Annotated in this window: 24 protein-coding genes; 7 read left to right on the top strand and 17 right to left on the bottom strand. The window is 40.6% G+C overall.

The genetic code is table 11. The annotated features are described in order from the left end of the window. Window positions 1-56: 56 nt before the first annotated feature. From ahcY to gloB, 3 genes are all read right to left on the bottom strand, one after another. Window positions 57-1,439 (bottom strand): adenosylhomocysteinase, encoded by a 1,383-nt coding sequence (gene ahcY / locus MMO42_RS04140; protein WP_241319419.1) that lies wholly within the window; start codon window positions 1,437-1,439, stop codon window positions 57-59. Between the two features lie 561 nt (window positions 1,440-2,000). Beyond that, the gene (locus MMO42_RS04135) at window positions 2,001-2,207 is read right to left on the bottom strand and encodes a hypothetical protein (RefSeq protein ID WP_241319418.1); all 207 of its coding nucleotides are present in this window, start codon (window positions 2,205-2,207) and stop codon (window positions 2,001-2,003) included. A 298-nt stretch (window positions 2,208-2,505) separates the two neighbouring features. Continuing rightward, entirely contained in the window at window positions 2,506-3,237 is a 732-nt protein-coding gene (gene gloB / locus MMO42_RS04130; RefSeq protein ID WP_241319417.1) for a hydroxyacylglutathione hydrolase, read from the bottom strand. A 368-nt stretch (window positions 3,238-3,605) separates the two neighbouring features. On the opposite strand from gloB, the gene MMO42_RS04125 reads away from it, so the two are divergent. Together MMO42_RS04125 and MMO42_RS04120 are read left to right on the top strand one after the other, a co-directional pair. Further along, on the top strand, window positions 3,606-4,592 hold the full coding sequence (locus tag MMO42_RS04125) for a hypothetical protein (RefSeq protein ID WP_241319416.1): 987 nt from the start codon (window positions 3,606-3,608) through the stop codon (window positions 4,590-4,592). Continuing rightward, window positions 4,586-5,455 (top strand): histone deacetylase, encoded by an 870-nt coding sequence (locus tag MMO42_RS04120; protein WP_241319415.1) that lies wholly within the window; start codon window positions 4,586-4,588, stop codon window positions 5,453-5,455. Before MMO42_RS04125 ends, MMO42_RS04120 begins: the two co-directional genes overlap by 7 nt. A gap of 51 nt (window positions 5,456-5,506) precedes the next feature. Here the strand turns inward: MMO42_RS04120 and MMO42_RS04115 are convergent, their stop codons facing one another. The 9 genes from MMO42_RS04115 to MMO42_RS04075 form a co-directional block, all read right to left on the bottom strand. Then, the gene (locus tag MMO42_RS04115) at window positions 5,507-6,202 is read right to left on the bottom strand and encodes a methionine ABC transporter permease (RefSeq protein WP_241319414.1); all 696 of its coding nucleotides are present in this window, start codon (window positions 6,200-6,202) and stop codon (window positions 5,507-5,509) included. Further along, entirely contained in the window at window positions 6,199-7,227 is a 1,029-nt protein-coding gene (locus tag MMO42_RS04110; RefSeq protein WP_241319413.1) for an ATP-binding cassette domain-containing protein, read from the bottom strand. The genes MMO42_RS04115 and MMO42_RS04110 overlap by 4 nt, the downstream gene beginning before the upstream one ends. A gap of 71 nt (window positions 7,228-7,298) precedes the next feature. Next, a complete protein-coding gene (locus tag MMO42_RS04105) occupies window positions 7,299-8,174 on the bottom strand; it encodes a MetQ/NlpA family ABC transporter substrate-binding protein (RefSeq protein WP_005292925.1) in 876 nt (291 codons plus the stop codon). A 608-nt stretch (window positions 8,175-8,782) separates the two neighbouring features. Beyond that, window positions 8,783-10,069: a phosphoribosylamine--glycine ligase gene (purD, locus tag MMO42_RS04100; protein ID WP_241319412.1), complete on the bottom strand. Its 1,287-nt coding sequence runs from the start codon at window positions 10,067-10,069 to the stop codon at window positions 8,783-8,785. A gap of 185 nt (window positions 10,070-10,254) precedes the next feature. After that, window positions 10,255-11,829, bottom strand: coding sequence for a bifunctional phosphoribosylaminoimidazolecarboxamide formyltransferase/IMP cyclohydrolase (gene purH, locus MMO42_RS04095; protein WP_005151921.1), 1,575 nt, complete (start codon window positions 11,827-11,829; stop codon window positions 10,255-10,257). Window positions 11,830-11,911: 82 nt separating this feature from the next. Further along, entirely contained in the window at window positions 11,912-12,181 is a 270-nt protein-coding gene (gene fis, locus MMO42_RS04090) for a DNA-binding transcriptional regulator Fis (protein WP_001086304.1), read from the bottom strand. Window positions 12,182-12,556: 375 nt separating this feature from the next. After that, window positions 12,557-13,417 (bottom strand): DUF3426 domain-containing protein, encoded by an 861-nt coding sequence (locus MMO42_RS04085; RefSeq protein ID WP_241319411.1) that lies wholly within the window; start codon window positions 13,415-13,417, stop codon window positions 12,557-12,559. Between the two features lie 14 nt (window positions 13,418-13,431). Then, a complete protein-coding gene (gene prmA, locus MMO42_RS04080) occupies window positions 13,432-14,337 on the bottom strand; it encodes a 50S ribosomal protein L11 methyltransferase (protein ID WP_005151926.1) in 906 nt (301 codons plus the stop codon). A gap of 185 nt (window positions 14,338-14,522) precedes the next feature. Then, on the bottom strand, window positions 14,523-14,891 hold the full coding sequence (locus MMO42_RS04075; RefSeq protein WP_005292937.1) for a hypothetical protein: 369 nt from the start codon (window positions 14,889-14,891) through the stop codon (window positions 14,523-14,525). A gap of 251 nt (window positions 14,892-15,142) precedes the next feature. Here MMO42_RS04075 and mnmG point away from each other — a divergent pair, with 251 nt between their 5' ends. Together mnmG and MMO42_RS04065 are read left to right on the top strand one after the other, a co-directional pair. After that, a complete protein-coding gene (mnmG, locus tag MMO42_RS04070; RefSeq protein ID WP_241319410.1) occupies window positions 15,143-17,023 on the top strand; it encodes a tRNA uridine-5-carboxymethylaminomethyl(34) synthesis enzyme MnmG in 1,881 nt (626 codons plus the stop codon). Between the two features lie 107 nt (window positions 17,024-17,130). After that, complete coding sequence (locus tag MMO42_RS04065) at window positions 17,131-17,463, top strand: multidrug efflux SMR transporter (RefSeq protein WP_241319409.1); 333 nt, start codon at window positions 17,131-17,133, stop codon at window positions 17,461-17,463. A 66-nt stretch (window positions 17,464-17,529) separates the two neighbouring features. Here MMO42_RS04065 and MMO42_RS04060 read toward each other — a convergent pair whose 3' ends face one another. The 3 genes from MMO42_RS04060 to MMO42_RS04050 form a co-directional block, all read right to left on the bottom strand. Continuing rightward, window positions 17,530-18,153 carry a sterol desaturase family protein gene (locus MMO42_RS04060; protein ID WP_241319408.1) on the bottom strand — a complete coding sequence of 208 codons (624 nt, stop codon included), beginning with the start codon at window positions 18,151-18,153 and terminating at the stop codon, window positions 17,530-17,532. 96 nt (window positions 18,154-18,249) lie between these two features. Further along, window positions 18,250-19,251 carry an AraC family transcriptional regulator gene (locus MMO42_RS04055; protein WP_241319407.1) on the bottom strand — a complete coding sequence of 334 codons (1,002 nt, stop codon included), beginning with the start codon at window positions 19,249-19,251 and terminating at the stop codon, window positions 18,250-18,252. Window positions 19,252-19,373: 122 nt separating this feature from the next. Then, window positions 19,374-20,261 carry a DUF4198 domain-containing protein gene (locus MMO42_RS04050; RefSeq protein WP_241319406.1) on the bottom strand — a complete coding sequence of 296 codons (888 nt, stop codon included), beginning with the start codon at window positions 20,259-20,261 and terminating at the stop codon, window positions 19,374-19,376. Window positions 20,262-20,575: 314 nt separating this feature from the next. On the opposite strand from MMO42_RS04050, the gene MMO42_RS04045 reads away from it, so the two are divergent. The 3 genes from MMO42_RS04045 to MMO42_RS04035 are packed head-to-tail and all read left to right on the top strand — an operon-like array spanning window position 20,576 to window position 24,250. Beyond that, complete coding sequence (locus MMO42_RS04045; protein ID WP_241319405.1) at window positions 20,576-22,147, top strand: DUF2271 domain-containing protein; 1,572 nt, start codon at window positions 20,576-20,578, stop codon at window positions 22,145-22,147. A gap of 33 nt (window positions 22,148-22,180) precedes the next feature. After that, complete coding sequence (locus tag MMO42_RS04040; protein ID WP_241319404.1) at window positions 22,181-22,771, top strand: PepSY-associated TM helix domain-containing protein; 591 nt, start codon at window positions 22,181-22,183, stop codon at window positions 22,769-22,771. Between the two features lie 9 nt (window positions 22,772-22,780). Continuing rightward, a complete protein-coding gene (locus tag MMO42_RS04035) occupies window positions 22,781-24,250 on the top strand; it encodes a sulfite reductase flavoprotein subunit alpha (RefSeq protein ID WP_241319403.1) in 1,470 nt (489 codons plus the stop codon). Between the two features lie 9 nt (window positions 24,251-24,259). On the opposite strand, the gene MMO42_RS04030 is transcribed toward MMO42_RS04035, so the two are convergent. Both MMO42_RS04030 and MMO42_RS04025 read right to left on the bottom strand, forming a co-directional pair. Next, complete coding sequence (locus tag MMO42_RS04030) at window positions 24,260-24,481, bottom strand: DUF6500 family protein (protein ID WP_241319402.1); 222 nt, start codon at window positions 24,479-24,481, stop codon at window positions 24,260-24,262. Window positions 24,482-24,651: 170 nt separating this feature from the next. Then, window positions 24,652-26,724 carry a TonB-dependent receptor gene (locus MMO42_RS04025; RefSeq protein ID WP_241319401.1) on the bottom strand — a complete coding sequence of 691 codons (2,073 nt, stop codon included), beginning with the start codon at window positions 26,722-26,724 and terminating at the stop codon, window positions 24,652-24,654. Window positions 26,725-26,757 lie beyond the last annotated feature (33 nt).

The following is a 26,757-nucleotide window of genomic DNA, read 5'->3' as shown; positions in this document are numbered from 1 at the left end:
ATCGCTTGGAATTTTTAGAAAAAAGGGCAGTCCGTAAAACGTCTGCCCTAGTTTTCTTAGTATTTATAAGCGTCAGATTTGAACGGACCTTCAACAGGAACGCCTAAGTAATCTGCTTGTACTTGCGTTAACTGGGTTAACACACCACCAAAACCAAGTACCATTGCAGCAGCAACTTCTTCATCTAATTTCTTAGGAAGTACTTCTACACGAATAGCAGCTTGTTTTTGATCAGCAGGTAAGTCGGCAAATTTTTCTGCGAATAAATGCATTTGACCTAAAACTTGGTTGGCGAAAGAACCATCCATGACACGTGAAGGGTGGCCAGTTGCATTACCAAGATTCACTAAACGACCTTCAGAAAGAAGGATCAGGTAGTTGTTTTCATCTTCTGAACGATACACTTGGTGTACTTGTGGTTTTACTTCAACCCACTTGTAACCACGTAAGTATGCAGTGTCGATCTCTGTATCGAAGTGACCGATGTTACAAACTACCGCACCTGCTTTTAAGCTATCTAACATTGCAGAATCACACACGTGGTAGTTACCCGTAGTTGTGACAACAAGATCAGTATTGCCCAATAAGTCTTGGTTGATGTCTTCTTTCTTGCCAGTTTGTACGCCATTTTTGTATGGAGATACAACTTCGTAGCCGTCCATACAAGCTTGCATTGCACAAATTGGATCAATTTCAGTCACACGAACGATCATGCCTTCCTGACGTAAAGATTGTGCAGAACCTTTACCAACGTCACCATAGCCAATCACAAGCGCACGACGGCCAGAAAGCAACATGTCAGTTGCACGTTTGATCGCATCGTTTAATGAATGGCGGCAACCGTATTTGTTGTCGTTTTTCGATTTAGTGATCGAGTCATTCACATTGATCGCAGGAACTTTAAGCGAACCGTCTTTCCACATTTCTAATAGACGTTGAACGCCTGTTGTGGTTTCTTCGGTAATGCCGTGGATACGTTCTAAAAGCACAGGGTATTTGTCATGAACAAGTGCAGTTAAGTCACCGCCATCGTCCAAGATCATGTTGGCATCCCAAGGCTGACCGTTGACATTGATCTGCTGTTCTAAACACCATACGTATTCTTCTTCAGTTTCGCCTTTCCAAGCAAAAACTGGAACACCGCTTGCAGCAATTGCAGCAGCAGCATGGTCTTGAGTTGAGAAAATATTACATGAGGTCCAACGCACTTCTGCGCCGAGTTCAACTAATGTTTCGATTAAAACAGCAGTTTGGATTGTCATGTGGATACAACCCAAGATTTTTGCACCAGCAAGTGGTTTTGCAGCTGCATAACGCTTACGTAAACCAATCAAAGCTGGCATTTCTGCTTCAGCGAGTTTGATCTCTTTACGACCGTAGTCAGCAAGGGAAATATCAGCAACTTTATAATCTGTAAATGAAGCATTCACCGCGTTCATCAGGATCTCCTAGAAAAAATAGTATGGATCGTTCTGTTCGCGGATGCCGTTGTCTTGCGAAGCGTTGCTTCTCACATCGAGCCTGGCAAATTGATCTTTAGTGCCGATCAATCGTCGCAGCATCCCTCGACTGGGCATAATGATACTTGGAAATCAGTTTTGTTCCAATAGGGGCTGTTGACATTTCACAGATACTTGCGACAGAGGATATTTTTTAGGCGGTACAAGGAGAGTTTTGCGAAACTTAGTACTCTAAGTAAGCAAAACATAACGTAGTAACGGCAAAAAATAGCCCTGTCCCAGAGGGTTATAGCTAAAACTCCCCTAAACTACGTTATGAAACTTGGCAAGGGGCTGCAATTGCCTGCTTTTCATGCCTCGTTGATGTGGTTTTAGCGAATAACGCAATGTATGGCTGAAATGTCACCAGACCCTAATATTTTGTTTGAAATGGTTAGAAAATGAAGAATTAAAAGGGAGGAAAAGTTTGAAATATTCTTATCTTGATTAATCAAGGACTCCAAATCCCTTTGGAATCCTTTTGTTTAGAAAAAGTTGTCATTAGGCTTTTAAATGATCTTCGAATTCTTCACCCAACTGCATTGCTAAAGCATTACCAGAAAGATCATAAGTAACCAAACCATATTCTTTTTTAAAACTAAATGTAAAACCACGGTTATCTGTCAGATTTTTAACTGAATACCCCAATTTTTCTAACCAAATACGGAAAGCCAATACGTTTTTTGCTTTAACAACTCTGTTTTTCATGACAGATCTCCTTGTGAACATGTATTTATTAATAAGGGTCAGTTAAATTTTTTTAAAGGGGCATTGCATAGATTTATTTTTCCACATGTAAGTAATGTAAATTTAGCGTAATTTTTATAGATAGAATTTTATTTGTGCTTTTGTTATTTAATTGAATTTATTATATAAAATATTTTGTCTTTACTTGGAGGAAAGCAAATTTTTTTAAAAATTTTCTTGGGTCAAATGTAAAAAATGATTTCATTTTCCACTTTATTGAACAAGCAGAAAATGAATCAATGGAGACGCTGGGGTTTAATTAAAATTGATCTTTCAAACTGCGAATGCGCGCAAAGTCTTCAGCGCTTTCGGTACGCAGAAAAGGATTGGTTTCAAGCTCTAATTCAATGGTACTTGGGAGGGTAATTTGATTTGCTTCTCTGAGTGCTCTAACGTGTTGCATACGCTCTTGTAAAGCAACATTATGAGGTTCAACAGTTAAGGCAAATTCTGCATTGGCAAGTGTGTATTCATGGGTACAGTACACCTTGGTTTGAATAGGCAGGGCAGCCAGTCGATTCAATGAATGGTACATTTGCTCCGCTGTCCCTTCGAACAGACGACCGCAACCCATTGCGAATAAGGTGTCACCGCTAAACAGCGTTTCAATTTTTTCAATGAAATAGGTAATATGACCAAGGGTATGGCCTGGCGTTGCAATAATTTCAACTTTGAGATCATTAAAATGAAAATGATCGTCATTTTGCAAAGGGTTTGAGATCAGTGAAATTTTACTGAGTTCATCACGAGGTCCATAGACCATAATATTCTGATCTGCGAGTAGTCCTTCAACACCACCTGTGTGATCACGATGCCAATGGGTCAGCCAGATTTGTTTGAGTTGTAGGCCATGCTGTTCGCAAAAATCTGTGACCAAACCAGCTTCTGTTGGATCAATGGCAACAACTTCGTGTGTAGTTGTATCTTCCAATAACCAAATATAGTTTTTTAAGGCATTTTTTACGTCAATTGCATGAATCTTATAATGCATAGCCGAATCCTAAAGCTTTGTTTCGTGTGGTTATTGCGATTTGGGTGCTCATAATGAGTGCCTGTTTCTAGTGTAAGTGGAAATCTACTCCAGTGCAAAACTCCTGCTAATTTTTAGTGCTGAATAATGACTTTTTCGGGCATATTCTGACAGCCACTCTCCATGAATATCTTTATCGTTGACAAGTGTCATTTTTTCGATAAAGATGAGATAAAAGTTTTATAAGTTAATGGCTTATATTCATCTTTATTTCTATAAAAATATTGAATCAAAGCTAAATAATTTAAATGATTAGGCTGAACAAGATAACTACAGTTCATTTTTTAAAGACAAAGTTGTTATAAATCACAACAACAAGAGAGGGAGCTATGTCTGATATACCCGATCATGAAGTGGTCGTTATCTTTAAAAAGTATTTATATCCACTCTCTGCCAAACTTACAGAAATGCTGAATGAGCATTTTAGTCATCAAACTGAACGACGGGGCTGTGGCTACACCCAAGCAACACGTGTGATTGCGGAATTCGTTTCGCAGCCAAGGGATGCCATTGGTTTACAAGATTTACGCATTTTTGAAGAGTATGACAGCAAGGGCTTAAAGAATATTCTGAGTCAAAGTGCTTCCTATGGATTACAACTTGAGTCGTGGCGTAACTTAGATATCAATCCAGCAGTTCAACAATGTCTGCAACGTCTAGATCCACAAGAAAGCTTCGCACAAAATCTGCAACAGGAAGTCGATTTTCAAGCCAAGTTAAGAACGATTCATCAATATGCAGAGCTTGAAGAGAGCCAATTAATTTGTCAGCTACTGAGCGATATTATCCTGCCACAGGATGCCGAGCAGATTGGCATGATTGAGTGTCAGGCTTTGGCAGAAAAGCCCAAAGTGGGTTCTTGTCCGATGGCGGAAAAGTTTTTCTTGCGCATTGCACATCACCGTTTATTACGGCAGGGTGAAATCAATATTTTCGTGAATGCGCATGATCAACCGATCATGATGGAAAAATTGAATATGGGGGATAACCATTCCTGTATTAGTTTAGTACCCCTGATGATGAATGGTGTTCGTTTACCTGCGGGAAGTTTATTTTCTGCCAATTATGAAATCGAACAGCTCGAAAAACATAAAAATAAACAATATAAAGGCTATGTGATCCCGATTGCCGAAATGAATGGTTTCTGGTTTTTACGCTTAACAACTTTGGCTGTTTCGCCAAAAAATCGTGCTCGGGCATTTGGGTATCACTTTAAACAACAGGTGGATAATGGATTATTTCGACCAGATACAACTGAATTAAGTCAGCTGATGGACATTGCACATGATCAAATTTACGTAGGACATCCATGCTAAAAGCTTGTTACTCTCCACGCTATTTTGCACAAACGCATACCAATAGTATGGAAAAACTCACAGCCGTTGCAGATGTGTTGCGTACCCATCAAATGGTCGAGTTGGTTGATCCAGGGCTGATTGATATTGAAATATTAAAGAAATTACATCATCCACAATATGTGAATGCTTTTATATCAGGGCAATCCGCATTTGCAACCATCCAAGGGTTTAAGCCATGGAATGAACAACTGAGAGATGCGATTTTATCGGTTCAGGCAGGGCAATTATTGGGGGCTGAAATTGCCATGAACGAAGGGGTTGCTGCAAATATTGCACAAGGATTTCATCATGCCAGTTATGAATCGGGTGCAGCCTATTGTACTTTTAATGGTCTAGCACTGGTCGCTAAGCAATATCCAGAAAAACGTATTTTCGTTTTAGACTGTGACCAACATGGGGGTGATGGCACTGCTATTTTTACCAATCGAATGAGCAATCTGATTAATTTTGGAATTTTTGGAATTCGCTTTGGCTGCAAAGCCAGTGAACGCAGTTTGACCCGTTATATCCATCCCAAACAAGGTAATTTTGATTTATACCGTGAAGCAATCTTTGAGGCGTTTCAATATGCTTCGCGTTGGGAGGCTGATTTAATCATTTATCAGGCAGGCATGGACTGTCATCAACATGATAAATATGGCTCTAAATGGTTTACGACGGAGTTGTTATTTGAACGTGATCGTATTGTCTTTGAAATGGCCAAGAAAATGAAAATTCCGATGCTGTTCGTTTTAGCAGGGGGATATCAGGCACTGGATGATTTGGTCCCGTTGCATGTCAATACCTTCAAAGCAGCGAATGAAATCTACTTTCCCAAGTAAAACAAGACATAAAAAACGCCCAAGTTGAGCGTTTGTTTATGAAGTAATGGATTAGCGCAATTTTGCTAGCCAGTCACCCAACATTTGCACCATCTGAACCAACAGTAATAACACGATCACGGTTAAAATCACCACGCTGGTATCAAAACGCTGGTAGCCATATGAAATGGCTAAGTCACCAATACCGCCAGCACCGACAGCACCGGCCATCGCTGTTGCTCCGATGAGGGAAATTGTACCTGTAGTTAGGTTTAAAATCAGAGAGCTGCGCGCTTCTGGAATAATAAACTTAAAGATAATTTGCCAAGGTGAAGCACCCATTGCCTGAGCAGATTCAACAATCCCTTCATTCACTTCAAGTAATGAAGTTTCAATTAAACGACCAAGATATGGGCCAACATAAATGGTTAACGGCACAATTGCAGCCCACGTTCCAATCGAAGTTCCAACCAGCATTTTGGTTAGTGGAATAACAGCGATCAATAGAATAATGAAGGGAAGTGAACGCAGTGCATTGACAATAGGGTTTAGGAAATAATAAATCGCGCGATTTTGTAAAATACCACCACTACGGGTAACCAATAAGGTAATGCCTTGGATGAGTCCCCAAATACAGCCAAACAGCAGCGAAAAGAATACCATTTGGAAGGTTTCTTGTAGTGCTGTAACAAATTGGTCGATAGACAGTGAGCTATGCCAAAACGGAGCGGTGACTTGTGTCAGCCATTGTACGATTAAATCTCTCATTGGCTGACCACTCCAGACTGTTCAACTTTCACCCCTTGAAGTTCAAGGAATTTCACCGTTTCCTGAATCGTTAGCGGATCACCTAAAAGTTGAATAAACATTTGCCCGATTACCGTGCCATTAATCTCGGTCATATTGGCAAACAAAATATTTAAACTCACATCAAACTGCTTAATCGCTGCTTGAATCACGGTTTCTTGTGCTGAAGTACCCAAGAATTGCAAGCTGTAGATACTATTGTGATGCTTATGTTCGAGATTATTCAAAATGTTGACTGGTAATTGTTGTTGCAATACGGTTTGAATAAAGGTCTTGGTGGTTGGATGTTGTGGTTGACTGAAAATATCCAGTGTCGGACCAGTTTCAATGACATGACCAGCTTCCATCACAGCAACATAATCACACACCGATTCGATCACATCCATTTCATGGGTGACCATAACAATGGTGATGTTTTGTTCTTGGTTAATCTTTTTTAACAGCGCCAAAACGGATTTGGTGGTTTGTGGGTCGAGTGCCGAAGTTGCTTCATCACACAGTAAAATTTTAGGATGATTTGCCAGCGCACGTGCGATGCCAACACGTTGTTTTTGACCACCTGACAGCTCATCAGGGTAGGCATCTTTTTTATGTTTGAGATCAATAAAATCAAGTAATTCGGCGAGACGCTTTTCTCGCTCTGTTTTGCTATGACCGAGTAATTTTAATGGCATTTCAATATTCTCAGACACAGTTTTGGTCTGAAGTAAATTGAAGTGCTGAAAGATCATACCGATATTTGCACGTTCTTGACGAAGTGTACGTGCATCCATTGCAGTAAAGTCTTTTTGGTTAATAATCACTTGTCCCTGAGAAGGGCGCTCAAGTAAATTCACCAAACGGATGAGCGTACTTTTACCTGCACCACTATAGCCAATAATGCCAAAGATACTGCCTTCTGGGATCTCTAAGTTGATCTGATCCAGTGCGTTAATCGTTTGACCTTTCAACTGATAGTGTTTCGAAATGTTTTTAAATTGGATCATGTTCGTCAATACTATGCAAAAAAGAAAAAACAGGCAAAATCACTTTGCCTGTTTTATTTGAGGGTATTATATTACGAATTCGCTTCTGTGAGGTAGCTCGTTGGTTTATTTACGTCAACTTTCGTACCAGCAAAGTGTTCTTCAACATATTTCTTTACTGCTTCCGTATGATAAAGCGCGCCAACTTTTTGCAGCACAGCATCATCTTTACGTGATTCAGCAGTTGCCAATACATTGACATTTAACTTGGTGCTTTGATCAACAGGCTCATAGTAGATGGCATCTTTAAGAACGTTCAAACCGCCTTCCATTGCAAGCGTATTACCCAATAAAATCGCATCAACTTCGTCTTTCACACGTACAGCTGTTGCCATTTGGATTGGTTTGATCACGATTTTTTTGCTGTTTTCGATAATGTCAGCAGGAGTGCCTTTTACAGGATCGAAGTCAGCTTTTAATTTAATCAAGCCAGCACTTTGTAAAAGTAATAAAGCACGTGACTCATTCGCACCATCATTTGGAATCGCAATCGTAGCGCCTTCAGCAAACTCTTCAACTTTCTTTACTTTGCTTGAGTAAATACCCATTGGCTCTAAGTAAGTTGTTGAAACAGGAGCAATCTTGTCTTTATTTGCAGCATTGAACGCGACAAGGTAAGCGTAAGATTGGAACGCATTTAAATCAACTTCTTTATTCGCTGCAGCAGTGTTCATTGCAACGTAGTCAGTGAAGTTTTTAATTTCGAGTTTAAGGCCAGCTGCTTTGGTTTCTGGCAATGTTGCGATATAACGCCAAATATCAGCGTCTGAACCTGTAGAAGCGATTACAACAGTTTGTAATGCAGCAGCATCACCTTTTTGTTCGGTAGATGCGGTATCAGGTTGTTTACTGCAGGCTGCAAGTAATAACACCGATACACTTAAAAAAAGACTAATCAGCTTTTTCATGTATAAATCCTAATCGGAAAAATGTCGAGAAAATCATTATTTCTCTAGCATTCATGATTGCAATAGGTTTGTATGTTGTAAATTGACATCGCACTCAAAACAATCCCTGGATTATTGTTAAAGTTTGAACAAGTGTGATATCTACAACATCCGAAAAGTAGATGAATATTCATGTTCCAATTCAGTATATACAGATAGGAAGCAACTATTCATCTCATTTTCAAATCAAATTTGGATTTAGCTGCAATTTGTTTTGTTAGGTGCAATATTCCAGTCATTTGAAAATAATGAAAAAGAATATGTAGTTAACATAAAAACAACATCTAAAATTTCGGCAATCATAGCAACAATTTAGAGGAGGTTATAGTGGAACCGCCTGTACTTAGGAGACCAATCGTCTGATGAGTAAAAGAAAATCATCGACTAAGTAAATATAAATAAATGATAGTTTTATAGTTTTTTCAAAAAATATAGAGAAATGAATCAATTGAATAATAAATATATATTTTTCTGAATTTTATATTTAAATAATGAATATAGAATTCATATTTATGCAGTTTATGGAATAAAAAAGCCTTCCGAAGAAGGCTTTTATTTGCTTAAAAAACTTATTCAGCTTTTTCACGCGCAATCGCGCGGTAGCCGATATCACTACGGTATTGCATACCCGTGAAGGTGACTTGACCACACACTTCTAAAGCATTGATTTGTGCTTCAAGAACGGTATCACCCAGTGCAGTTACACACAGTACACGACCACCTGCTGTAATCACATGACCATCAGCACTCATTGCAGTGCCTGCATGGAAAATCTTGGTATCTTCTGGAGATTGGCCAAGACCTGAAATCACATCGCCGTTACGTACGGTTTCTGGATAACCTTCAGCTGCGAGTACGATACCAATTGATTTACGTTCATCCCATTCAGCTTCACTTGGTAAGTTACCTGCAATACCTGCTTCAACTAAATCGACTAAAGATGATTTTAAACGCATCATAATCGGTTGAGTTTCTGGATCACCAAAACGACAGTTGAATTCGATCACACGGGGTTGACCTTGTTCATCAATCATCAAACCTGCGTATAAGAAACCTGTATAAACATGACCATCTGCTGCCATACCATCAACAGTTGGGCGCATTACTTCGTTCATAACACGTTCAAAGACTTCTGCTGTCACTACAGGAGCAGGAGAGTAAGCTCCCATACCACCAGTGTTCGGACCTTCATCACCTTCGAAAATACGTTTATGGTCTTGTGACGTTGCCATTGGCAAGATGTTATTGCCATCGATCATGCAAATGAAGCTTGCTTCTTCACCATCAAGGAACTGTTCAATCACGACACGTGAACCGGCATCACCAAATTTGTTGCCTGCAAGCATGTCATCAATGGCAGCAAAAGCTTCTTCATTGGTCATGGCTACAATGACGCCTTTACCCGCAGCCAAGCCATCAGCCTTGATTACGATTGGTGCACCATTTTTCTCAACGTAGGCTTTAGCCGCATCAACTTCAGTGAATACGTCATAAAAAGCCGTTGGAATGTTGTGACGTTTTAAGAAGTGTTTAGCAAATGCTTTAGAACCTTCAAGCTGTGCAGCGTATTGAGTTGGGCCCCAGATTTTTAAACCTGCTTCACGTGCTGCATCTACCACACCATTTACTAATGGTGCTTCTGGACCAACAATGACCAAAGCAACATCATTCTCTTGTGCAAATTTGATGATGGCTGGATTGTCTAAAATATTCAGATCAATATTTTTACATTTGTCTTCCGTTGCTGTACCTGCATTACCTGGTGCAACGAAAACTTGAGTGACTTTTGCATCTTGTGCGATTTTCCATGCAAGTGCATGTTCACGGCCACCGCTACCCAAAACTAAAATATTCATTATAAAGTTATTTCCCTTTTTTCAGTATCTAAGAATATACCTGTTCAGAATAAAAAAGTCCCCTCTGAATCTCCCTAAACCCCTCTTTGAAAAAGAGGGCAACATGCTTTTTAGTTTGGATAAAAGTAAGTCCCCCTTTTTTATAAAGGGGGATTTAGGGGGATTGGGCTAGAGACTTATATTATTTAGTGACGGAAGTGACGCATGCCTGTGAAGACCATCGCAATGCCAGCTTCATCAGCTGCTGCAATGGTTTCTTCATCACGCATTGAACCGCCTGGTTGGATAATGCATTTAATGCCAGCTTTTGCAGCATTATCAATACCATCACGGAATGGGAAGAATGCATCAGATGCCATGACCGCACCTTCAACCACTAAACCTGCATGTTCTGCTTTGATTGCAGCGATACGTGCCGAGTTGACGCGGCTCATTTGACCAGCACCAATACCAACGGTTTGACGATCTTTAGCATAAACAATCGCATTTGACTTGACGTATTTTGCTACTTTCCAAGCAAAGATCAAATCATCGATCTCTTGTTCAGTCGGTGCACGCTTTGTCACAACTTTTAAGTCGTCTTTAGTGATCATGCCTAAGTCTTGGTCTTGAACCAATAAGCCGCCATTGACGCGTTTGTAGTCAAGCTGTGGTGCGCGTGCATCAATTGCAGGAAGTTCACCGCAAACCATGACACGAACATTTTTCTTCGCGCCTGTGATTTCAAGTACGCCATCTGCAAGACTTGGAGCAATAATCACTTCAACGAATTGACGATCAACAATCGCTTGAGCAGTTGCGACATCTAATTCACGGTTGAATGCAATGATGCCGCCGAAAGCAGACTCAGGATCGGTTGCATAAGCAAGATCATAAGCAGCTTGAATACCATCTAGAGAAACAGCAACACCACAAGGGTTGGCATGTTTAACGATCACACACGCTGGCTTCACAAAAGATTTCACACATTCAAGTGCGGCATCTGTATCTGCAATATTGTTATAAGAAAGTTCTTTACCTTGTAATTGCTTCGCAGTAGAAACTGATGCTTCCTGAGCAGTCGCTTCAACATAGAAAGCCGCATTTTGATGCGGGTTCTCACCATAACGTAAATCTTGTGCTTTATTCAGTTGGGTATTGAAGGTACGAGGGAATAGATCCGCTTCGCCTTCAGTTTTACCAACGCGCGCACCTAAATAAGATGCAATCATGCCATCGTATTGTGCCGTGTGCTCAAATGCTTTTACTGCTAAGTCGAAACGAGTTTCGTAAGACAGCGCACCATTTGTTTTTAATTCAGCAACCACTGTGTCGTAGTCAGCTGCATTTACGATAATACCCACTGATGCATGGTTCTTTGCTGCGGCACGAACCATTGTTGGGCCACCGATATCGATATTCTCGATTGCATCTGCAAGTGAACAGTTTGGTTTTGCTACTGTTGCTGCAAATGGATACAGGTTAACAATCACCAGATCAATCGGATCGATGTTGTGTTCTTGCATCACTGCTTCGTCCAGACCACGACGCGCTAAGATGCCTCCATGAATTTTTGGATGTAGTGTTTTTACACGACCATCCATCATTTCAGGAAAACCTGTATGTTCAGAAACCTCTACTACGGCGATATTGTTGTCTTTAAGCAACTTATATGTACCGCCCGTAGATAAAATTTCTACCCCTAGCGCTGCAAGATTTTGAGCAAATTCAACGATTCCAGTTTTATCGGAAACAGAGATTAAAGCACGTTTGATAGTCATGATTTTAGTCAACAGTTTGAAGTCTACAGATTGAAAATAAAAGGCAAAAAAAATGCCCACGAGAACGTGAGCATTTTATCAATTATTCACTCATTAAACCGTGAGCTTTTAACTTTTTGCGTAAAGTTCCGCGGTTAAGGCCTAAAATCTCAGCGGCACGTGTTTGGTTACCGCGAGTATATTCTAAGACCACAGATAAAAGAGGTTTCTCCATTTCTGCTAAAACCATGTCATAAACTTGAGATGGTTGCTCACCTTGCAATTGTGCAAAATAATGACGAACTGCGCGATCAACATGGATGCGAAGAGCGACATCAGATTGAGCCGTAAAAATAGGAGATTTGCTATTCATGCGTTTTAATCCGAAAATTCAAAATATCTACTTGGGTAAAGTGATATAAATGTGGTCTAAATTACTGAGTCCTGTTTTAGATCCTAAAACAGTGACTCTAAAACAATGGGACTATTAGCTTGCCACAAATCCTCGAATTGTGTAAAAAATAAGCGTAACAATAGTTAAATATTTGTTACAGCCTACTTTTAAAAACAAAAAAACCAACAATGCGCTTATGGGATAGAAGCACAGTTCGTTTAACGATTTTATTGTCTATAAATAACGAGGAGTAAGTAGGTCAAAGCATTCGTGGCGCGTATCATACCACTGTCAGCGAAAAAGTGAGCAATTTAACTTCACTTTTTTTTGTTTTTTTGTCACTTTTTTGAGCTTTTAGGGCTGTACAAATTCTAAACTATAGTCATTAAAGCTATTTTTGCTTTTTGGAAGGGTAAATTCGAAGCGAAAAGGGCTGTTGGTTGGAATGCGTTGAATCGTTTTTAAACTGTCGACTAAATAGTCTTGTGGTTTAAGCATTACATTAAAAACGGCTTCGTCATTTTGTTTGAGCACAACCTTAATAGGAGGGAGTGCTACGCTATTCTCATGATGATTCAAAAGTACGCCTGAAAAAACAGAGCTATCTTGTTCGCCCCGCTTAATTTTTACTTTTTCAAAGCTAAGGTATTTGTATTGTTCATTGCTGGTTTTGCATGAAAAAATGCCGCATGCATAATTAAACATCTGATTCAGTGCTGGGCTTTCATGCATCAGTTTCGGGTTGAACCATAAAATTTGAAATGCAAACACTAAAATGAGAGCAATATTACCTAAACCCCACAAGGTGTAATACAGCCAGCCATGCTGTTTGTCATTGGCCTCATGATCAATTAACAGGGTATCTTCTGACAGATTTAAGTTGGGTAGGGCTGTAACAGGTTCGGTATTAAAGTAATTCAGGTTATTGAGATACGTTAATAAATCAATATTTGAGTTTTCAATTTTCTGATCAAAGATGCGCAAAATCTGCATTTGCTTTTCTGCAAACGAGCTGTCAGGTTGAATTGAAGAAAAAAGCGAGCGATTGGTCGGGGTCGGGATATCTTCGCTTTCTGATTCTAATAAATTGGTGAGTGCATTAAAGTTAATCACGCATTTCGGACAACAAACCATGCCCTGTGCAACACTGAGTTGTGAAAGGGTCACTTTGTACACAGTAGAACATTTAGGGCAGCGGGTTTGTTTTTCACTCATAAGTAACAGTGTTCTCAAATTGTTGTTTTACGTTTTCCTGAAATGCGACACCAGTTTTCTTCACGCTTTTCAATCTCTAATATATCAAAAAACTGCGAGTAAACACTAGAAACATCAGCAACTTGCTCTTCGATTACACCAGCAAGTGCGAACTCACCCTCATTTTTTAATAAAGTTGAGAATTCAGGCGCAAGCGCCATTAACGGTGCCGCTAAAATATTTGCGACAAGGACGTCTGCTTGTTGTGGTTTAAATTCTTGATCAAACTCTTCAGGTAATCCTACATAAAGACGATCCAGTACACCATTCAAATCTGCGTTTTGTTTTGTAGCAAGTACCGCTTGAGGGTCGATATCGGTTGCATAAACTTTTTTCGCACCCAACAGAAGTGCTGCAACACCTAAAATTCCTGAACCACAACCGTAGTCGATCACGATTTTATCTTTTACATCGGTTTTACCTAACCACTGTAAGCATAAGAAGGTACTGGCATGGTTGCCTGTACCAAATGCAAGACCTGGATCAAGCTTGATATTGGTTGCATCTGCTTCAGGTGGCTCTAACCATTCAGGAACAATCCAGTATTTCTCACCAATTTGAATTGGCTCGTAATAATCCATCCATGCACGTTCCCAAACTTGGTTTTCCAAATATTGGTGACGCATAGGCACATCTGGGAGTTGAACTTTTAAGAATGCTTCTAAAGTATCGACATCAATTGGATCATCTTCTTCCTGTTGGTAAATCCCTGTAACGATGACTTTATTCCAAAGTGGCGTTTCTCCTGGTAATGGCTCTAACAAGGCTTGATCTTCTGCATCATCCAAGGTAACACTCACCGCACCTAATGACAGGAGTAATGTTTCGGTCAGTTCAACTTGATTTTGATCAACAGTAATATGAATTTGTAGCCAGTTCACAGGAAAACCTAAATAAATGTATTTGCGAGTATTGTAATAGATTAAAACTTATTAAAGGGATTATAAAATAGACAGATTACAATTTTAAGGGCAAATATTTAAGCGAGATGGGCTTATCGCATCGTTTTTATCACAGATAAATAAAAAAAGAAGGTCTACAGAGACCTTCTTTATAATGACTGCAATTAAGGCGCAGTTTGTTCTACATCGGGTGTAGCTGGAGGAGCAGGAGCTACGGGTGGCGCTTCTACAGGTTCACTTACAGGACGCGGTGCAGATTGTGTTTCTGCAAGACGACTTTGAGTCTCAGGCGCTGCATTATTTGCAGGTGTTGGTGGCTGGAACGCTAATTTACCTGCTTCATTCGGTTCACATGAACCATTGAAAACAACGCCTTTATAGGCAAAAGAAACTGGGTCACCTTGTTTTTTGCCTTTACAAACCTGCTGATACTTTTTGGTTTGCTGATCTTGGGTCGCCTTGGTATCTGCATGCGCAGCTACGCTAAAACATAGGCCACAAATAAGAGATGAAAATAAAAGCTTTGTGTTCATGTCATTTTCCTAAGTATTTGTTATGCACTTTTTAGGATAAGAAATTGAACAGATAAAACAGTGGTGTTCAAGTTAATAGTGATGATTCGCTGTGTGAAGTATAAGAGGGAAATGCAACATAAGGTTTCTTTTTGTGTATTCTGTAGCCAGAACAGTGGCTTGGAACCTATAAGAATATTGATGGTTTTTGCCAATTTAATAGAAAACTCCTGTATAATACTCTGTCATTTTTTGAATACACATTTACCACTATGCACTATCCTAAAGTTTACGACGTTATCGTAATTGGTGGCGGTCACGCTGGTACGGAAGCGGCGCTTGCTGCTGCACGTATGGGAAGACAAACATTATTGTTGACGCATAATATTGAGACTTTGGGGCAGATGAGCTGTAACCCAGCAATCGGTGGTATTGGTAAATCACATCTTGTCCGCGAGATTGATGCACTTGGCGGTGCAATGGCACTTGCGGCAGATAAAGGTGGTATTCAATTCCGTATTCTAAACTCACGTAAAGGTGCTGCTGTACGTGCAACGCGTGCGCAAGCAGACCGTGTACGTTATAAAGCTGCAATTCGTCATACTTTAGAAAATCAAGCCAATTTGGATATTTTCCAACAAGCGGCGGATGACTTAATTGTTGAAGGCGATACAGTTAAAGGTGTTGTCACCCAAATGGGTATTCGTTTTGATACCAAAACCGTGGTCTTGACAACAGGAACATTCTTGGGTGGTGTGATCCACGTTGGTCTGCAAAACACAAGTGGTGGTCGTGCTGGTGATCCTCCATCAATTGCATTGGCACATCGTTTACGCGAGCTTGATTTACCTGTTGGTCGTTTAAAAACTGGTACGCCACCACGTATTGATGCGCGTACAGTCGATTTCTCTGTCATGACACCACAACCAGGTGATTTCCCATCTCCCGTGATGTCGTTCATGGGTGATGTTTCGATGCATCCCGAACAAGTCAATTGCTATATCACGCATACCAGCGAAAAAACCCACGAAATTATTCGTGGTGGTTTAGATCGCTCACCAATGTATACCGGTGTGATTGAAGGTGTTGGCCCACGTTATTGCCCATCGATTGAAGATAAAATTCACCGTTTTGCAGATAAAGATTCACATCAAGTGTTCTTGGAGCCTGAAGGCTTAGATACGCATGAGCTTTATCCAAATGGTATCTCGACTTCATTGCCATTTGATGTGCAGTTCAATTTGGTTCGTTCGATTCGCGGTATGGAAAATGCGCATATCTTGCGTCCAGGCTATGCAATTGAATATGACTATTTCAATCCTCAAGCGTTGAAATTCACACTTGAAACCAAAGCGATTCAAAACTTGTACTTTGCTGGTCAAATTAACGGTACGACAGGTTATGAAGAAGCGGGTGCACAAGGTTTACTTGCAGGCTTAAATGCCGCACGCCGTGCTTGGGAACAAGAAGAGTGGACACCAAAACGTGATCAAGCCTATATGGGTGTACTGGTAGACGACTTGATTACGCTTGGAACCAAAGAACCGTACCGTATGTTTACTTCGCGTGCGGAATACCGTTTGATGTTGCGTGAAGACAATGCGGATCAGCGTTTAACTGCGGTTGGTCGTGAACTTGGTCTGGTTGATGATGAACGCTGGGCTGCGTATAGCGAAAAAATGGAAGCAGTTGAGCGTGAAACCTCTCGCTTACAGCATTTATGGGCTGCGCCAAATAACCCAATGGGTAAAAAATTCGTTGAAATGACGGGTGCAGATCTCAGTAAAGAGTGTAGTGCGATCGATTTGTTGAAACGTCCGAATATTAATTTTAGCCAAATTGCTGAATTAACGGGTTCGGAAGTATCTGAACATGTGGGTGAGCAGATTGAGATTGCGGTGAAATATGAAGGTTATATTAACCGCCAGCACGAAGATGTAGCGCAATTAAAGCGTCTTGAAGAAACCAAGATTCCTGCTGATTTTGTTTACGATGGTATTTCAGGTTTATCACGTGAAATCACTTTGAAGCTAAATACTGTTCGTCCAGAGACCTTGGCACAAGCGAGTCGTATCCCTGGCGTTACGCCAGCGGCAGTGCAATTGGTCATGATTACGATCCGTAAAAACAATATGGCGAAAAAAACGGCTTAAGTTGTCACTAGATTAATTCTAAGTCATATGAAAACACCCTTTTTATAAAGGGTGTTTTTTCTTGTAGATATTCTAATAGGTCGTATTTGATGATGGGAGATGGGTAAATGAACAACTGGATTATTTTATTCATTGCGATTGCTGCGGAAGTGATTGCAACATCAGCCCTGAAAAGCAGCGAAGGTTTTACCAAGCCAATTGCATCCATTGTGGTGGTTGTGGGTTATATGATTGCATTTTATTGTTTGTCTTTAACCTTGAAAACGATCCCCGTAGGGATTGCTTATGCGATTTGGTCTGGTGTTGGGATAGTCTTGATTACCACAGTTGCTTGGTTTGTGTTTGATCAAAAACTGGATCTTTGGGGAATTATTGGCATTGTGTTGATTATGAGTGGTGTGCTGATTTTAAATTTATTGTCTAAAACCAGTTCACATTAACGTTCTCATAATAAAAAACCGAGCTATTTTAGCTCGGTTATATCAAAAGAATAAGCGCCTCATATTTTATAAAGCCACTTCAATTCCTTGCCTTAAATTCTGTTGATCAAATTGGGTATTGGCATCAATTTGAGCATATGCTTTAGGCAATAAACGACGTGCTACACGATTTACTCTTTTTTCCAACCACTTTGGCATGTTCATTGCCAAGGGATTGGTTTCGGTAACAGATACATCGGTCATGACTCGGGTTCCCATAATATAGTCGAACCATGGACGGGTCACACACCAATTCGCATTTTGATTGCTAGTCATGTGATGATCATAGTGCCAAGGAATCCGCTTTTTGGCGTACTCTGGGTCTAAGTGTGATTTGGCATGAACTTTCCAATAATTCCAAATGCCATAGTACAAGCCCGCGGTAAAGAAAGGGGCAACGGGTAGAAAAATCGTAGATGTGGCAGCTAAGCCGATTAATGCTGATTTTTCATTATACATTTCAGAATTTTTAAACATGGATTCTGCATAACCTTCATCATGGAAGCCATTTAAACGTGCACGTTTGTGATGGGCAATATGCGTAAAGAAGGGGCTATTTCTATTTTTACTAGGGAATTCATGCAACCATACTTTGTGGAAATACCATTCCATACCATTTGCAACAAAAACACCTACTGGAAAACCGATCATGCTGGATTACCTCGTCTAACATGGATCTGATTTTAAAAAGAGATGAACAAAATATTTTGACTGATCTGACAGTTTGGAGCTGCCTACCCAATCAATTTAAGCCTGCTTACGTTGTCGGTATGCAGTTGGTGTCTCCCCAGTCCAGCGTTTAAAGGCTCTTGAAAAAGCAGAGGGTTCAGAGAAGCCTGTAAGATAAACGATCTGATCGATACTTTCTTGTGTATGGGATAGCAAACGCCGTGCAAGGCGTTCGCGATAGTGGGCAATCACTTTTTCATAAGTGGTATTTAAAAGTTGTAAGTCTGCTCTTAAGCTACGGGCACTGCGTCCTAAATATTGGGCCACGATGTTCTGGTCAAAATCTCCAGACTCTAATAATCCACTAGCCAAGATCTTTTCGATTTCATTGATGAGCTGATGTTTGTTTAATAGCTCAAGCTGTGAAGCAGCATGATGTTCATGTACTTTTAAAAGTTCAGGTTCATGTGCAGGAGAAGCAGTTGTTAATTGTGTTGCATCAAAGCAAATGTAGCCATTCTCTTGACCAAGTCTAACAGGACATCCCCATATTTTCTGATATTCATTTGGGTGTGCACCTTCATGATAGGGCAAGCCAATTTCAAGCGGTATAAATGTTTCGTCACTAATGTATTTAAAAAAATTAAGCAGAATGCCAATCGCACATTCCAGATAATGCCGAACAGGATGATTTAGGCCTGAAATCATGACCGTATCTTCATTTATCATGTCTAAGTTAAATGACATGGCATCGGTGAGTAAGGCTTGATAGCGCATGGTCCGTTTGAGGCCTTCACCAAATGTTGGGCTACTCAGAAAAAGGTATTCAATAACTTGTCCACGAAACGCTGGGACATTTGCACCGATATGCAAGCCAATGTCATGATCTTTACTAATTTCTACAGCGGCTTTCCAAAAACGCTGCTGAGTAGAGTTGTCACGACGCACAAATTTATCAGGTGGTTGATCTGGAAGGTGCACCTGGGCAAAGATGGCGGCAGCATCTATATCCATCTTTTGCATGGTTTGATAGACCATCCACAAAAAGATACCTGCATCACTGGTTTTTTTTGAAGTCATAAAACAGGCTAAGTACGAGTTTTAAAACAATATACGCTGTTATTTTTAAGATAGAAATGGATAGGGATTAAATCAGGTGGGGAAAGGTACTTATACGCTGATAAGTACCTTCATTAAAAGGCTTATTCAGTCACTTCAACCGTGACGCTATAAGTATAAGATTGTGCGATAGGTTGTTTGGTGTTATCTGTATTTGCTTCTGGATAAGCGGTTGTAATCAGATAAATACCTGCTTCACTGAATTTAACTTCAACTTCACCCTTGGCATTGGTTTTTACATGCGGCTGATCACGCTTTGCATTGGGTTGATAGCTACTTGCACCTTTAAATACATCAACTTCCAAGTTTGGCACAGGTTTGCCATCGATTAAAACTTGCGCCTTAAATGATTCGCCAGCATAGAGTTCATTCGGATGAGTTAAGAATTTGAACTCGAAGCCTTTATTACTCACAGCTGGGACAGCACTAGGTTTGCCCTTGGTGACAAAACTTTCTGCGATATAGTGATTGACCGTCTGTGCAGTTTTTGCATTTGCAGGGATTTGGTCTTCAGCAATAAAACGAGGTGGTTGATTTGCAGGCGCTTGAGGTGCTTTTTGTGCTGCATTATTATTTTGCGGTGGCATTGGATTGACATTTGCTGGACGCTGAGGACGAACGCGTAACCAACGACCATCAACCAAGGCATATTTGGTCGGAGTGCCCGTCGCATTTTGTGTGCGAATACGATACGTCCCTTCGGTACTTAAGTTGACTTCAGCAATATTGAATTTTTTTAATTCTGCTGCTGCTTTAATTGTTTCGGTTTTACCCTCTGGTGTTGTCACTTGATAATCTGTTTTAAAGTTACGGCCTGGGACAAAGAATTTTTCTACAGTGATTGCGCTTTGGAAACTTACGCTATCTGCTTTACTATCAAATACGTCTGGCAATAAAAAAGGACTTGCTGTGTGAGCAAAGCTGAATGTTGGCAGCGCTGAAAAAAGGGCAACAGTGAGCAGATGACGCATGAAGAATTCCTTAAAAGAGAAATAAACAAAAATGCAAAAGAATTGCTACAATCTACTTGATAACGAGTATCAGTTGCAATATTATTTCGATAAATTTTTAATCGTTTTTATGCCATTGTACATATAAAGATAAACACGTTATTTTTCTCCCTAATGTGTGTCTTAAGTGAATAGAATGTTTTTGATTTTATTGAAAATAAAATGATTTCACTTTCATGTTCTTTTGGCTGTAATTCATGCGTGAGACCAAGCTATTTGCTTTTGATAAAGCTCATGTATTGGCTTAGGTAAATCTGAGAAAAGGAACCTTAACGATGTCATCAACGCAACACGTTTTTCGCCCAGTTCAAATCATATTTCGTTTATCACCGTTGATGGCCGCACTGGCTGTATTTATGTCGCCAATTACTGTAACTCAGGCCAATGAAAGTAGCGCAAAAGATGTACCTATATTGCAAGCTCCAGTGCAGATTCCAAGTTATAGTTTTCATCAAGATCATATTTTGGGCACATCTTTGGATGTTGTTGTTACGACAGCACATCAACACGATGCAGAAAAGGCATTACAGGCGATTCAGACAGAAGTTGCACGTTTAGATAAGATTCTATCGGTTTGGCGTGATGACAGTGAAATCAGTCAGTTGAATCGTGAGCAACAAATAGCAGCATCTCCTGAACTTTATGAGGTCATTGCTGCTTGTGAACAATGGCGTAGTGCGACCTGTGGTGGTTTTGATGCGCGTTTAGGCCAGTTAATTCAACTTTGGGAACACAGCAATCAGGTGCAAAGTCTGGATGATCAAACCCAAGAAGCATTACTGCGCCAGTTAAAGACACAAAGTATTGAGCTAAACCCAAAAACCAAACAGATTAAAATTGCGTCTGCGGTTCAAGTCGCACCAGATGCCTATGCAAAAGGTTATGTGATTGACCGTGCCTTGATTGCCGCGAAACAAGCTGTGCCACATTTACAGGGAATTTTGGTTGATATTGGGGGCGATATGCGTGTTTGGGGACAATCACCTCAACAGGCAGGTTGGAAAGTCGGTATTCAAGATCCAAATGAACGCTTTGATAATGCAGCACCAAACCAAATTTTAAATATCAAAGATCAAGCAGTAGCTTTTAGTGGACAAGGTTATCGTTCATTGGCAGGGCAATCACATTTGCTTAACCCTCAAACGGGAATGCCAATTCAAACCGTAGAGCAATGTGTAGTGGTCGGGCAGTGTGCTGCAGATGCAGATGCTTTAGCAACGGCTTTAACAGCAATGTCACCGCATGAAGGCATGCAACTGATTGAGCAACTGGTTGGTTTCGAAGCACAATTGGTTGCCAGTGATGGCAGCAGCTATCAAAGTTCAGGCTGGTCAACTTTGTTAGATGCCAATCAGCCTGCGATCCTTCGACATGTGGCTGCAAATGCTGCTGCAACAGCTTGGCCTAAAGGTTATCAGGCTCAAATTGAAGTGAATATTCCAAAACTTGCTGTTGATAATTACCGTGCGCCTTATGTTTCAGTTTGGGTGACGGATAGTGATAAAAAACTGGTTCGTACCCTTGCAGTTTGGGGTAAAGATGAGAAGTGGCTTAACTCAAACTATGTGTGGTGGCGCCGTTATGGTCGTCAAATGCCAAACTTGGATGCTGTTGCAAAACCATCACGCCAACCAGGACAGTATCGTTTAGCTTGGGATGGTAAAGATGAAGCTGGCAAAGCTGTCGATGCAGGTAAATATTTAATCCATATTGAAACCTCTCGTGAGCATGGTGACCATTCATATCAAAGCTTTGAGTTAGAGGTTGGGCCAAAAGCGGTCACAAAAACACTTCCAGCACAGGCAGAAATTGGTACGCTGAAATTAAACTTCCAACGTGGCGCTTAATAAAAAGTCCCACTTATTTTCGAGGCTTGTCTTTTGTATCAACGCCGTGATTTTTACCGCCATGCACGCTATGTGCATGGCTGGCTTTCTGCATTCGCTTTTATCGCACTGATTTTTTTTGCTGCGACAGGATTGTTACTCAATAACCCAGATTGGTTTAAATCATCCAATGATGAACAAATAGCGAAAATTACTTTGCCACCTGCTTTTATCAGTGCAATTCAGAAACAAGAAAATCCAAGTCAGGCGATTTTGGATTTTGTTCGTGACAAGCATTCATTAATTGGTCGCTATAAAAGTAGTGAAGTGATGGATGGCGAGGTGATGATCCGTTTGGAGAGTCCCGCAGGTTCAACAGATCTGTGGCTACAGATGGATCAAGGTGAAGTTGAAATTACCCAAAAACCAGCCACCACGGTTTCATTGCTCAATGATTTGCATCGCGGTAAAAATGTTGGTGCAACATGGCATTGGTTAATCGATATCAGTGCGATCATCATCATTTTATTGTCTTTGGCGGGCTATATTTTATTTCTCACGATTAAAACCCGTTTAATCACACATTTGCTTCTTACAGCAGCAAGTTTGGCAGCGATTATTTTACTCATTTGGTTTGCCATTTAAGGTGGAGTCATGACACAGGCTGTGCTGATCGTTATTGCGATTTTGGCAATATTATTGGGTCTGCATCTTTTTATTGTGGTGTACTTGCTTTGGCAGCAAAAACGTTCAAAGTCATCTTCGCAATTGCATCCTTCATATTTGGTCATCTATGCGAGCCAATCTGGACATGCAGAAATCTGGGCGAGACATACCGCTGAACAACTACGTTTAGTTGATGATCAGATCGTAGTCAAAACTATTCAAGATCTCAGTATTGATGATCTCACTGAACAACAAAGAATTTTATGGGTGGTCAGTACCTATGGTGAAGGGGATGCACCTGATAGCGCACAATCTTTTATCAATAAAGCATTTGCTCAGGACTTAGATTTATCCCATTTATCATTTGCAATATTGGCATTGGGAGATCGGCGTTATGCGAACTTCTGTCAGTTTGGACAGCGATTAGAACAATGGTTGCTTCAACATCAGGCACAAATTTTATTTCATACGGTTTTGGTTGATCAACTGAATAGTCGTGATTTGGAACAATGGTTGAGTGGTTTAGAGCAACTGACATCGGTGAGCTTGGGTGACTTAGCAAATTCCCAACAGATGTTGCCATTAAAATTTGCCCATCGTCAGTGTTTAAATAAAGGCAGTGTCGGTGAGCCAATTTATAAAGTTCAATTGATTGGCGATGAAGAGCTGGTCTGGTCATCAGGGGATATTCTGGAAATCCAATGTGAGAACAATCTGAAAGAAATTCAGGAGTTTTTGGTCTTACATCAGCGCAATCAAAATGCGGAGATTTCCACTAAATTAAGAACGTTAAATTTAAGAAAACTCCCAGCCAGACGAGATCAAATATTTGAACAATGGATAGATCAATTTGAAGCTTTAGCAAAGCGCGAGTATTCAATTGCAAGCCTACCTGAAAATGGTTTACTCGAATTGGTGGTTAGACAGCAGCAAACAGAAGCTGGATTAGGTTTAGGTTCTGGTTGGCTGACTGAGGGGTTGCAACCTGATCAATGCGTACAAGCACATATTCGGCATAATCCAAATTTTCATTTGCCACATGATGCAAGACCTCTGATTTTAATTGGCAACGGGACTGGGATTGCTGGTTTATTGGCGCATTTGCGTCAACGAGAGCACTGGGGTTATAAACAAAATTGGCTGATTTTTGGTGAAAGACAGCAGCAGTTTGATCATCTTTATCAGGCAGAAATTAACTACTGGCAGCAGCATGGCTATCTAGATCAGGTGGATTATGCATTTTCTCGCGATCAAGCTGAAAAAGTGTATGTGCAAGACTGTTTAAGAAGCCAGTCCATTCGATTACAGGCTTGGATTCAACAAGGTGCAGCTATTTATGTCTGTGGTAGCTTGAAAGGCATGGCGAGTGGTGTTGATCAAGCTTTAAAAGAACTTTTGGGTGTTGAATGGGTTGAGCAACTCAAGCTTGAACAGCGTTATCAGCGAGATGTGTATTAAGTCTAGTCGTTAATCGGCTTGTGCCAAGATCAATGCTTTAATTTTAGTGGCTTTTTCAAAATGATCGAGTTGATGCTGCATAATCCACCAGTGTGCAGCTTCCATGAGGCGTTCAGGATCATCATTTTTATTGGCGAAGAAAGCATAAAATGAAAGTCCTACGTTATCGCCTTTTTTGGCAATTTTTTCATCGCAGACTTGTAATATCTTCGCTTTTAGTTCAGTTCTCATTTTATTCAGAGCATAGGTGGATCAATTGCTGGGATCATAACATGCTCAGTTAAAGTATTGTCATTATTCAGTTTTAGCACATCTTGCATCGCTTTGGGCATCTAAAATATAAAAGCCAACAAGTAAATCGCTGGCTTTGATTAGTTAAATGATTTGCTGCTAGGTACTGATTAAAACTTTTTCTCAAGGTTAAACTGCAATGAAGGAATACTTTCATTGGTTCTCGCTTGATATAAGCTACCATCTGTTTGGTTCGTCAGGCGTTCTTTATAGTGGGTGCTCAAGACATTGTTAAGGTTAAGACTCGCAGCCCAGCCATGTGCAAAACGTTTGGTTGCACTCAGGTCTAAACTAAAACGCTGATTGGTAGTACGATCATAAGGCTGGCCATCTAGGGCACGGGTAAACTCTGGGGTATAACTGATATTGGCACTGGTTGAAAGTTGCCATGGTTTAAAACTATAAGATACGCCCGTACTTGCATTGTAAGGGGCAACATCACTTACCAAACGTTCATTATGCTGTCCATCTTCAATCTTGGCTCGAATCGTCGATACTTGACTATTGAGCATAAATGAATGCCCAGCATCAGTTTGTTTTAAAGCATAACGTCCTGAGAATTCAACACCATAGGTGGTCGCTTGATCTTGGTTTTGTGGTCGTTCCACATAGCGCGTACCTTCCAGTGTAATGACTTTTTCGATGTAATCTTTAATTTCACGATGATAGGCAGTCAGGCTGACCCCGCCGCTAGCAGAGTCATAGGCAAGGGTAGATTCAGCCGCACGAATTTTTTCAGGTTTTAGATTTGGATTTCCACCACGATCTGGATTATTCAAACTTCCTGCATCGCTGTCTGTGGAAACGGTGACATTGGGAATCAGACGATCTGTATTTGGGCTTTTAAACGCTTGACTTAAGTTGGTCTGAATTGACCACTGTTCAGTAAGGTCGAAACGATATGCTAGAACAGGGCTTAAATGTTGATCTTGATAATCGACTAAGCCTGAGCGGTTAAGCCATTCTTGACGCGCCCCTAACGTCACAGTTTGACGGTCGGTAAAGCGCCAGCTACCTTCGCCATACACAGCATAGCGCTGCTCATCTAGGCTTTTGCTCACATTGCTATCGAGTTCGTTACTGCGCGTATCAAAACCGAATTTGATCTGACGGTCTTTATCTAGTTTTCGTACGCCATCATAGGCAAGACCATACTCATTTACAGTTTCATCGGTATAAATTGTATTTTGAGGTGAGCGCGTCAGTTGTGTTTCAGTTTGACGTTCGACTGACAAACGGATTTTATCACTCAGATCTTTGTCTTTACGTTCATAACGGGTGTTTAATCGAATACTGTCGTTCTTGTCATCCTGAGTTTGATTCGATGAATAACCATCCATTTTGACATTGCGATAGAACAATTCTGCAATCAATTTCTGTTGATCGTCCAAATCGTACTGCAAACGTGGTGAAAACATTTGCATGGTACGGTTTACCGTGCGAAGTTGTTCACGTGTTCCGGTGGCTGTTTCTGTTTTGGTGATCGAAGTATTGTCCATCCACATCTGATTGGCTGAAACACTATATGACCATTGGTTTTCACGACCATCTGCTTGAACGTTAATCTGTTTACGTTCAGATTGTTGCTCACCACTATCACGTAAACCATAGCCGAGTTTCACTGAGCCACTTAGACCCGTGTTTAGAGGCTCTTTTAAAATAATATTAATTACGGCTGAGGAAGCAACCGAAGCTTGCGCAACGCTAGGCTGCTTGATCACTTCGATACGTTCAATCATTTCAGGAGTAATGGTGTCAATAACTGACATGCCACCACGTGGGCCACCTTGTACAGGTTCGCCATTCACTAAAAATGTTGGTGCGCCGCCACCGCGAAAGCGCATACCTGATGCACCGCCACCACCGCGAGGGCCTTGGCCAAAACTTGGAATTTGGAATCCAGCCGCACGTCGCAATGCATCCATGACGGATTGATCACCATACTGCAGCATTTCTTCTTGGGTAATGATGGTTTTAGGTACAGCACTAATATCATCATCTTTCTTTTTCTGCGGTTCAGCACTGGCTTTAAAAGATAAGGTTGGTAAAACCTGTGTGCTCTGTTCAGATGGGGGAGTTGGTGAGGTCTCAATTTGGGGTTCCGCTGCAAAAATTGAAGCGCTTATACCGAGTAACGCTGAGCTAAGTACACTCAGTTTTCCACAATAAACTGGATATTTCACTGTAAACCCCAAAAAAAGATAAAATTATTTTGT

It is taken from the genome of Acinetobacter sp. ANC 3882, from assembly GCF_022549545.1.
Lineage (GTDB): Bacteria > Pseudomonadota > Gammaproteobacteria > Pseudomonadales > Moraxellaceae > Acinetobacter.
The sequence above is the reverse complement of the archived record's forward strand: the minus strand, read 5'-3'. Positions and strand labels throughout refer to the sequence as shown.

Bases quoted from the DNA above. Each gene is read 5' to 3' on its own strand.
- MMO42_RS04035 (WP_241319403.1), top strand. From the start codon at position 22,781: ATGACACAGGCTGTGCTGATCGTTATTGCGATTTTGGCAATATTATTG.
- MMO42_RS04105 (WP_005292925.1), bottom strand. From the start codon at position 8,174: ATGAAAAAGCTGATTAGTCTTTTTTTAAGTGTATCGGTGTTATTACTT.
- MMO42_RS04110 (WP_241319413.1), bottom strand. From the start codon at position 7,227: ATGATCCAATTTAAAAACATTTCGAAACACTATCAGTTGAAAGGTCAA.
- mnmG (WP_241319410.1), top strand. From the start codon at position 15,143: ATGCACTATCCTAAAGTTTACGACGTTATCGTAATTGGTGGCGGTCAC.
- MMO42_RS04060 (WP_241319408.1), bottom strand. From the start codon at position 18,153: ATGATCGGTTTTCCAGTAGGTGTTTTTGTTGCAAATGGTATGGAATGG.
- MMO42_RS04050 (WP_241319406.1), bottom strand. From the start codon at position 20,261: ATGCGTCATCTGCTCACTGTTGCCCTTTTTTCAGCGCTGCCAACATTC.
- MMO42_RS04030 (WP_241319402.1), bottom strand. From the start codon at position 24,481: ATGAGAACTGAACTAAAAGCGAAGATATTACAAGTCTGCGATGAAAAA.
- MMO42_RS04135 (WP_241319418.1), bottom strand. From the start codon at position 2,207: ATGAAAAACAGAGTTGTTAAAGCAAAAAACGTATTGGCTTTCCGTATT.
- MMO42_RS04115 (WP_241319414.1), bottom strand. From the start codon at position 6,202: ATGAGAGATTTAATCGTACAATGGCTGACACAAGTCACCGCTCCGTTT.
- MMO42_RS04075 (WP_005292937.1), bottom strand. From the start codon at position 14,891: ATGAACACAAAGCTTTTATTTTCATCTCTTATTTGTGGCCTATGTTTT.
- purD (WP_241319412.1), bottom strand. From the start codon at position 10,069: ATGAATATTTTAGTTTTGGGTAGCGGTGGCCGTGAACATGCACTTGCA.
- fis (WP_001086304.1), bottom strand. From the start codon at position 12,181: ATGAATAGCAAATCTCCTATTTTTACGGCTCAATCTGATGTCGCTCTT.
- purH (WP_005151921.1), bottom strand. From the start codon at position 11,829: ATGACTATCAAACGTGCTTTAATCTCTGTTTCCGATAAAACTGGAATC.
- gloB (WP_241319417.1), bottom strand. From the start codon at position 3,237: ATGCATTATAAGATTCATGCAATTGACGTAAAAAATGCCTTAAAAAAC.
- MMO42_RS04085 (WP_241319411.1), bottom strand. From the start codon at position 13,417: ATGAGTGAAAAACAAACCCGCTGCCCTAAATGTTCTACTGTGTACAAA.
- MMO42_RS04125 (WP_241319416.1), top strand. From the start codon at position 3,606: ATGTCTGATATACCCGATCATGAAGTGGTCGTTATCTTTAAAAAGTAT.
- MMO42_RS04045 (WP_241319405.1), top strand. From the start codon at position 20,576: ATGTCATCAACGCAACACGTTTTTCGCCCAGTTCAAATCATATTTCGT.
- MMO42_RS04055 (WP_241319407.1), bottom strand. From the start codon at position 19,251: ATGACTTCAAAAAAAACCAGTGATGCAGGTATCTTTTTGTGGATGGTC.
- MMO42_RS04065 (WP_241319409.1), top strand. From the start codon at position 17,131: ATGAACAACTGGATTATTTTATTCATTGCGATTGCTGCGGAAGTGATT.
- ahcY (WP_241319419.1), bottom strand. From the start codon at position 1,439: ATGAACGCGGTGAATGCTTCATTTACAGATTATAAAGTTGCTGATATT.
- MMO42_RS04120 (WP_241319415.1), top strand. From the start codon at position 4,586: ATGCTAAAAGCTTGTTACTCTCCACGCTATTTTGCACAAACGCATACC.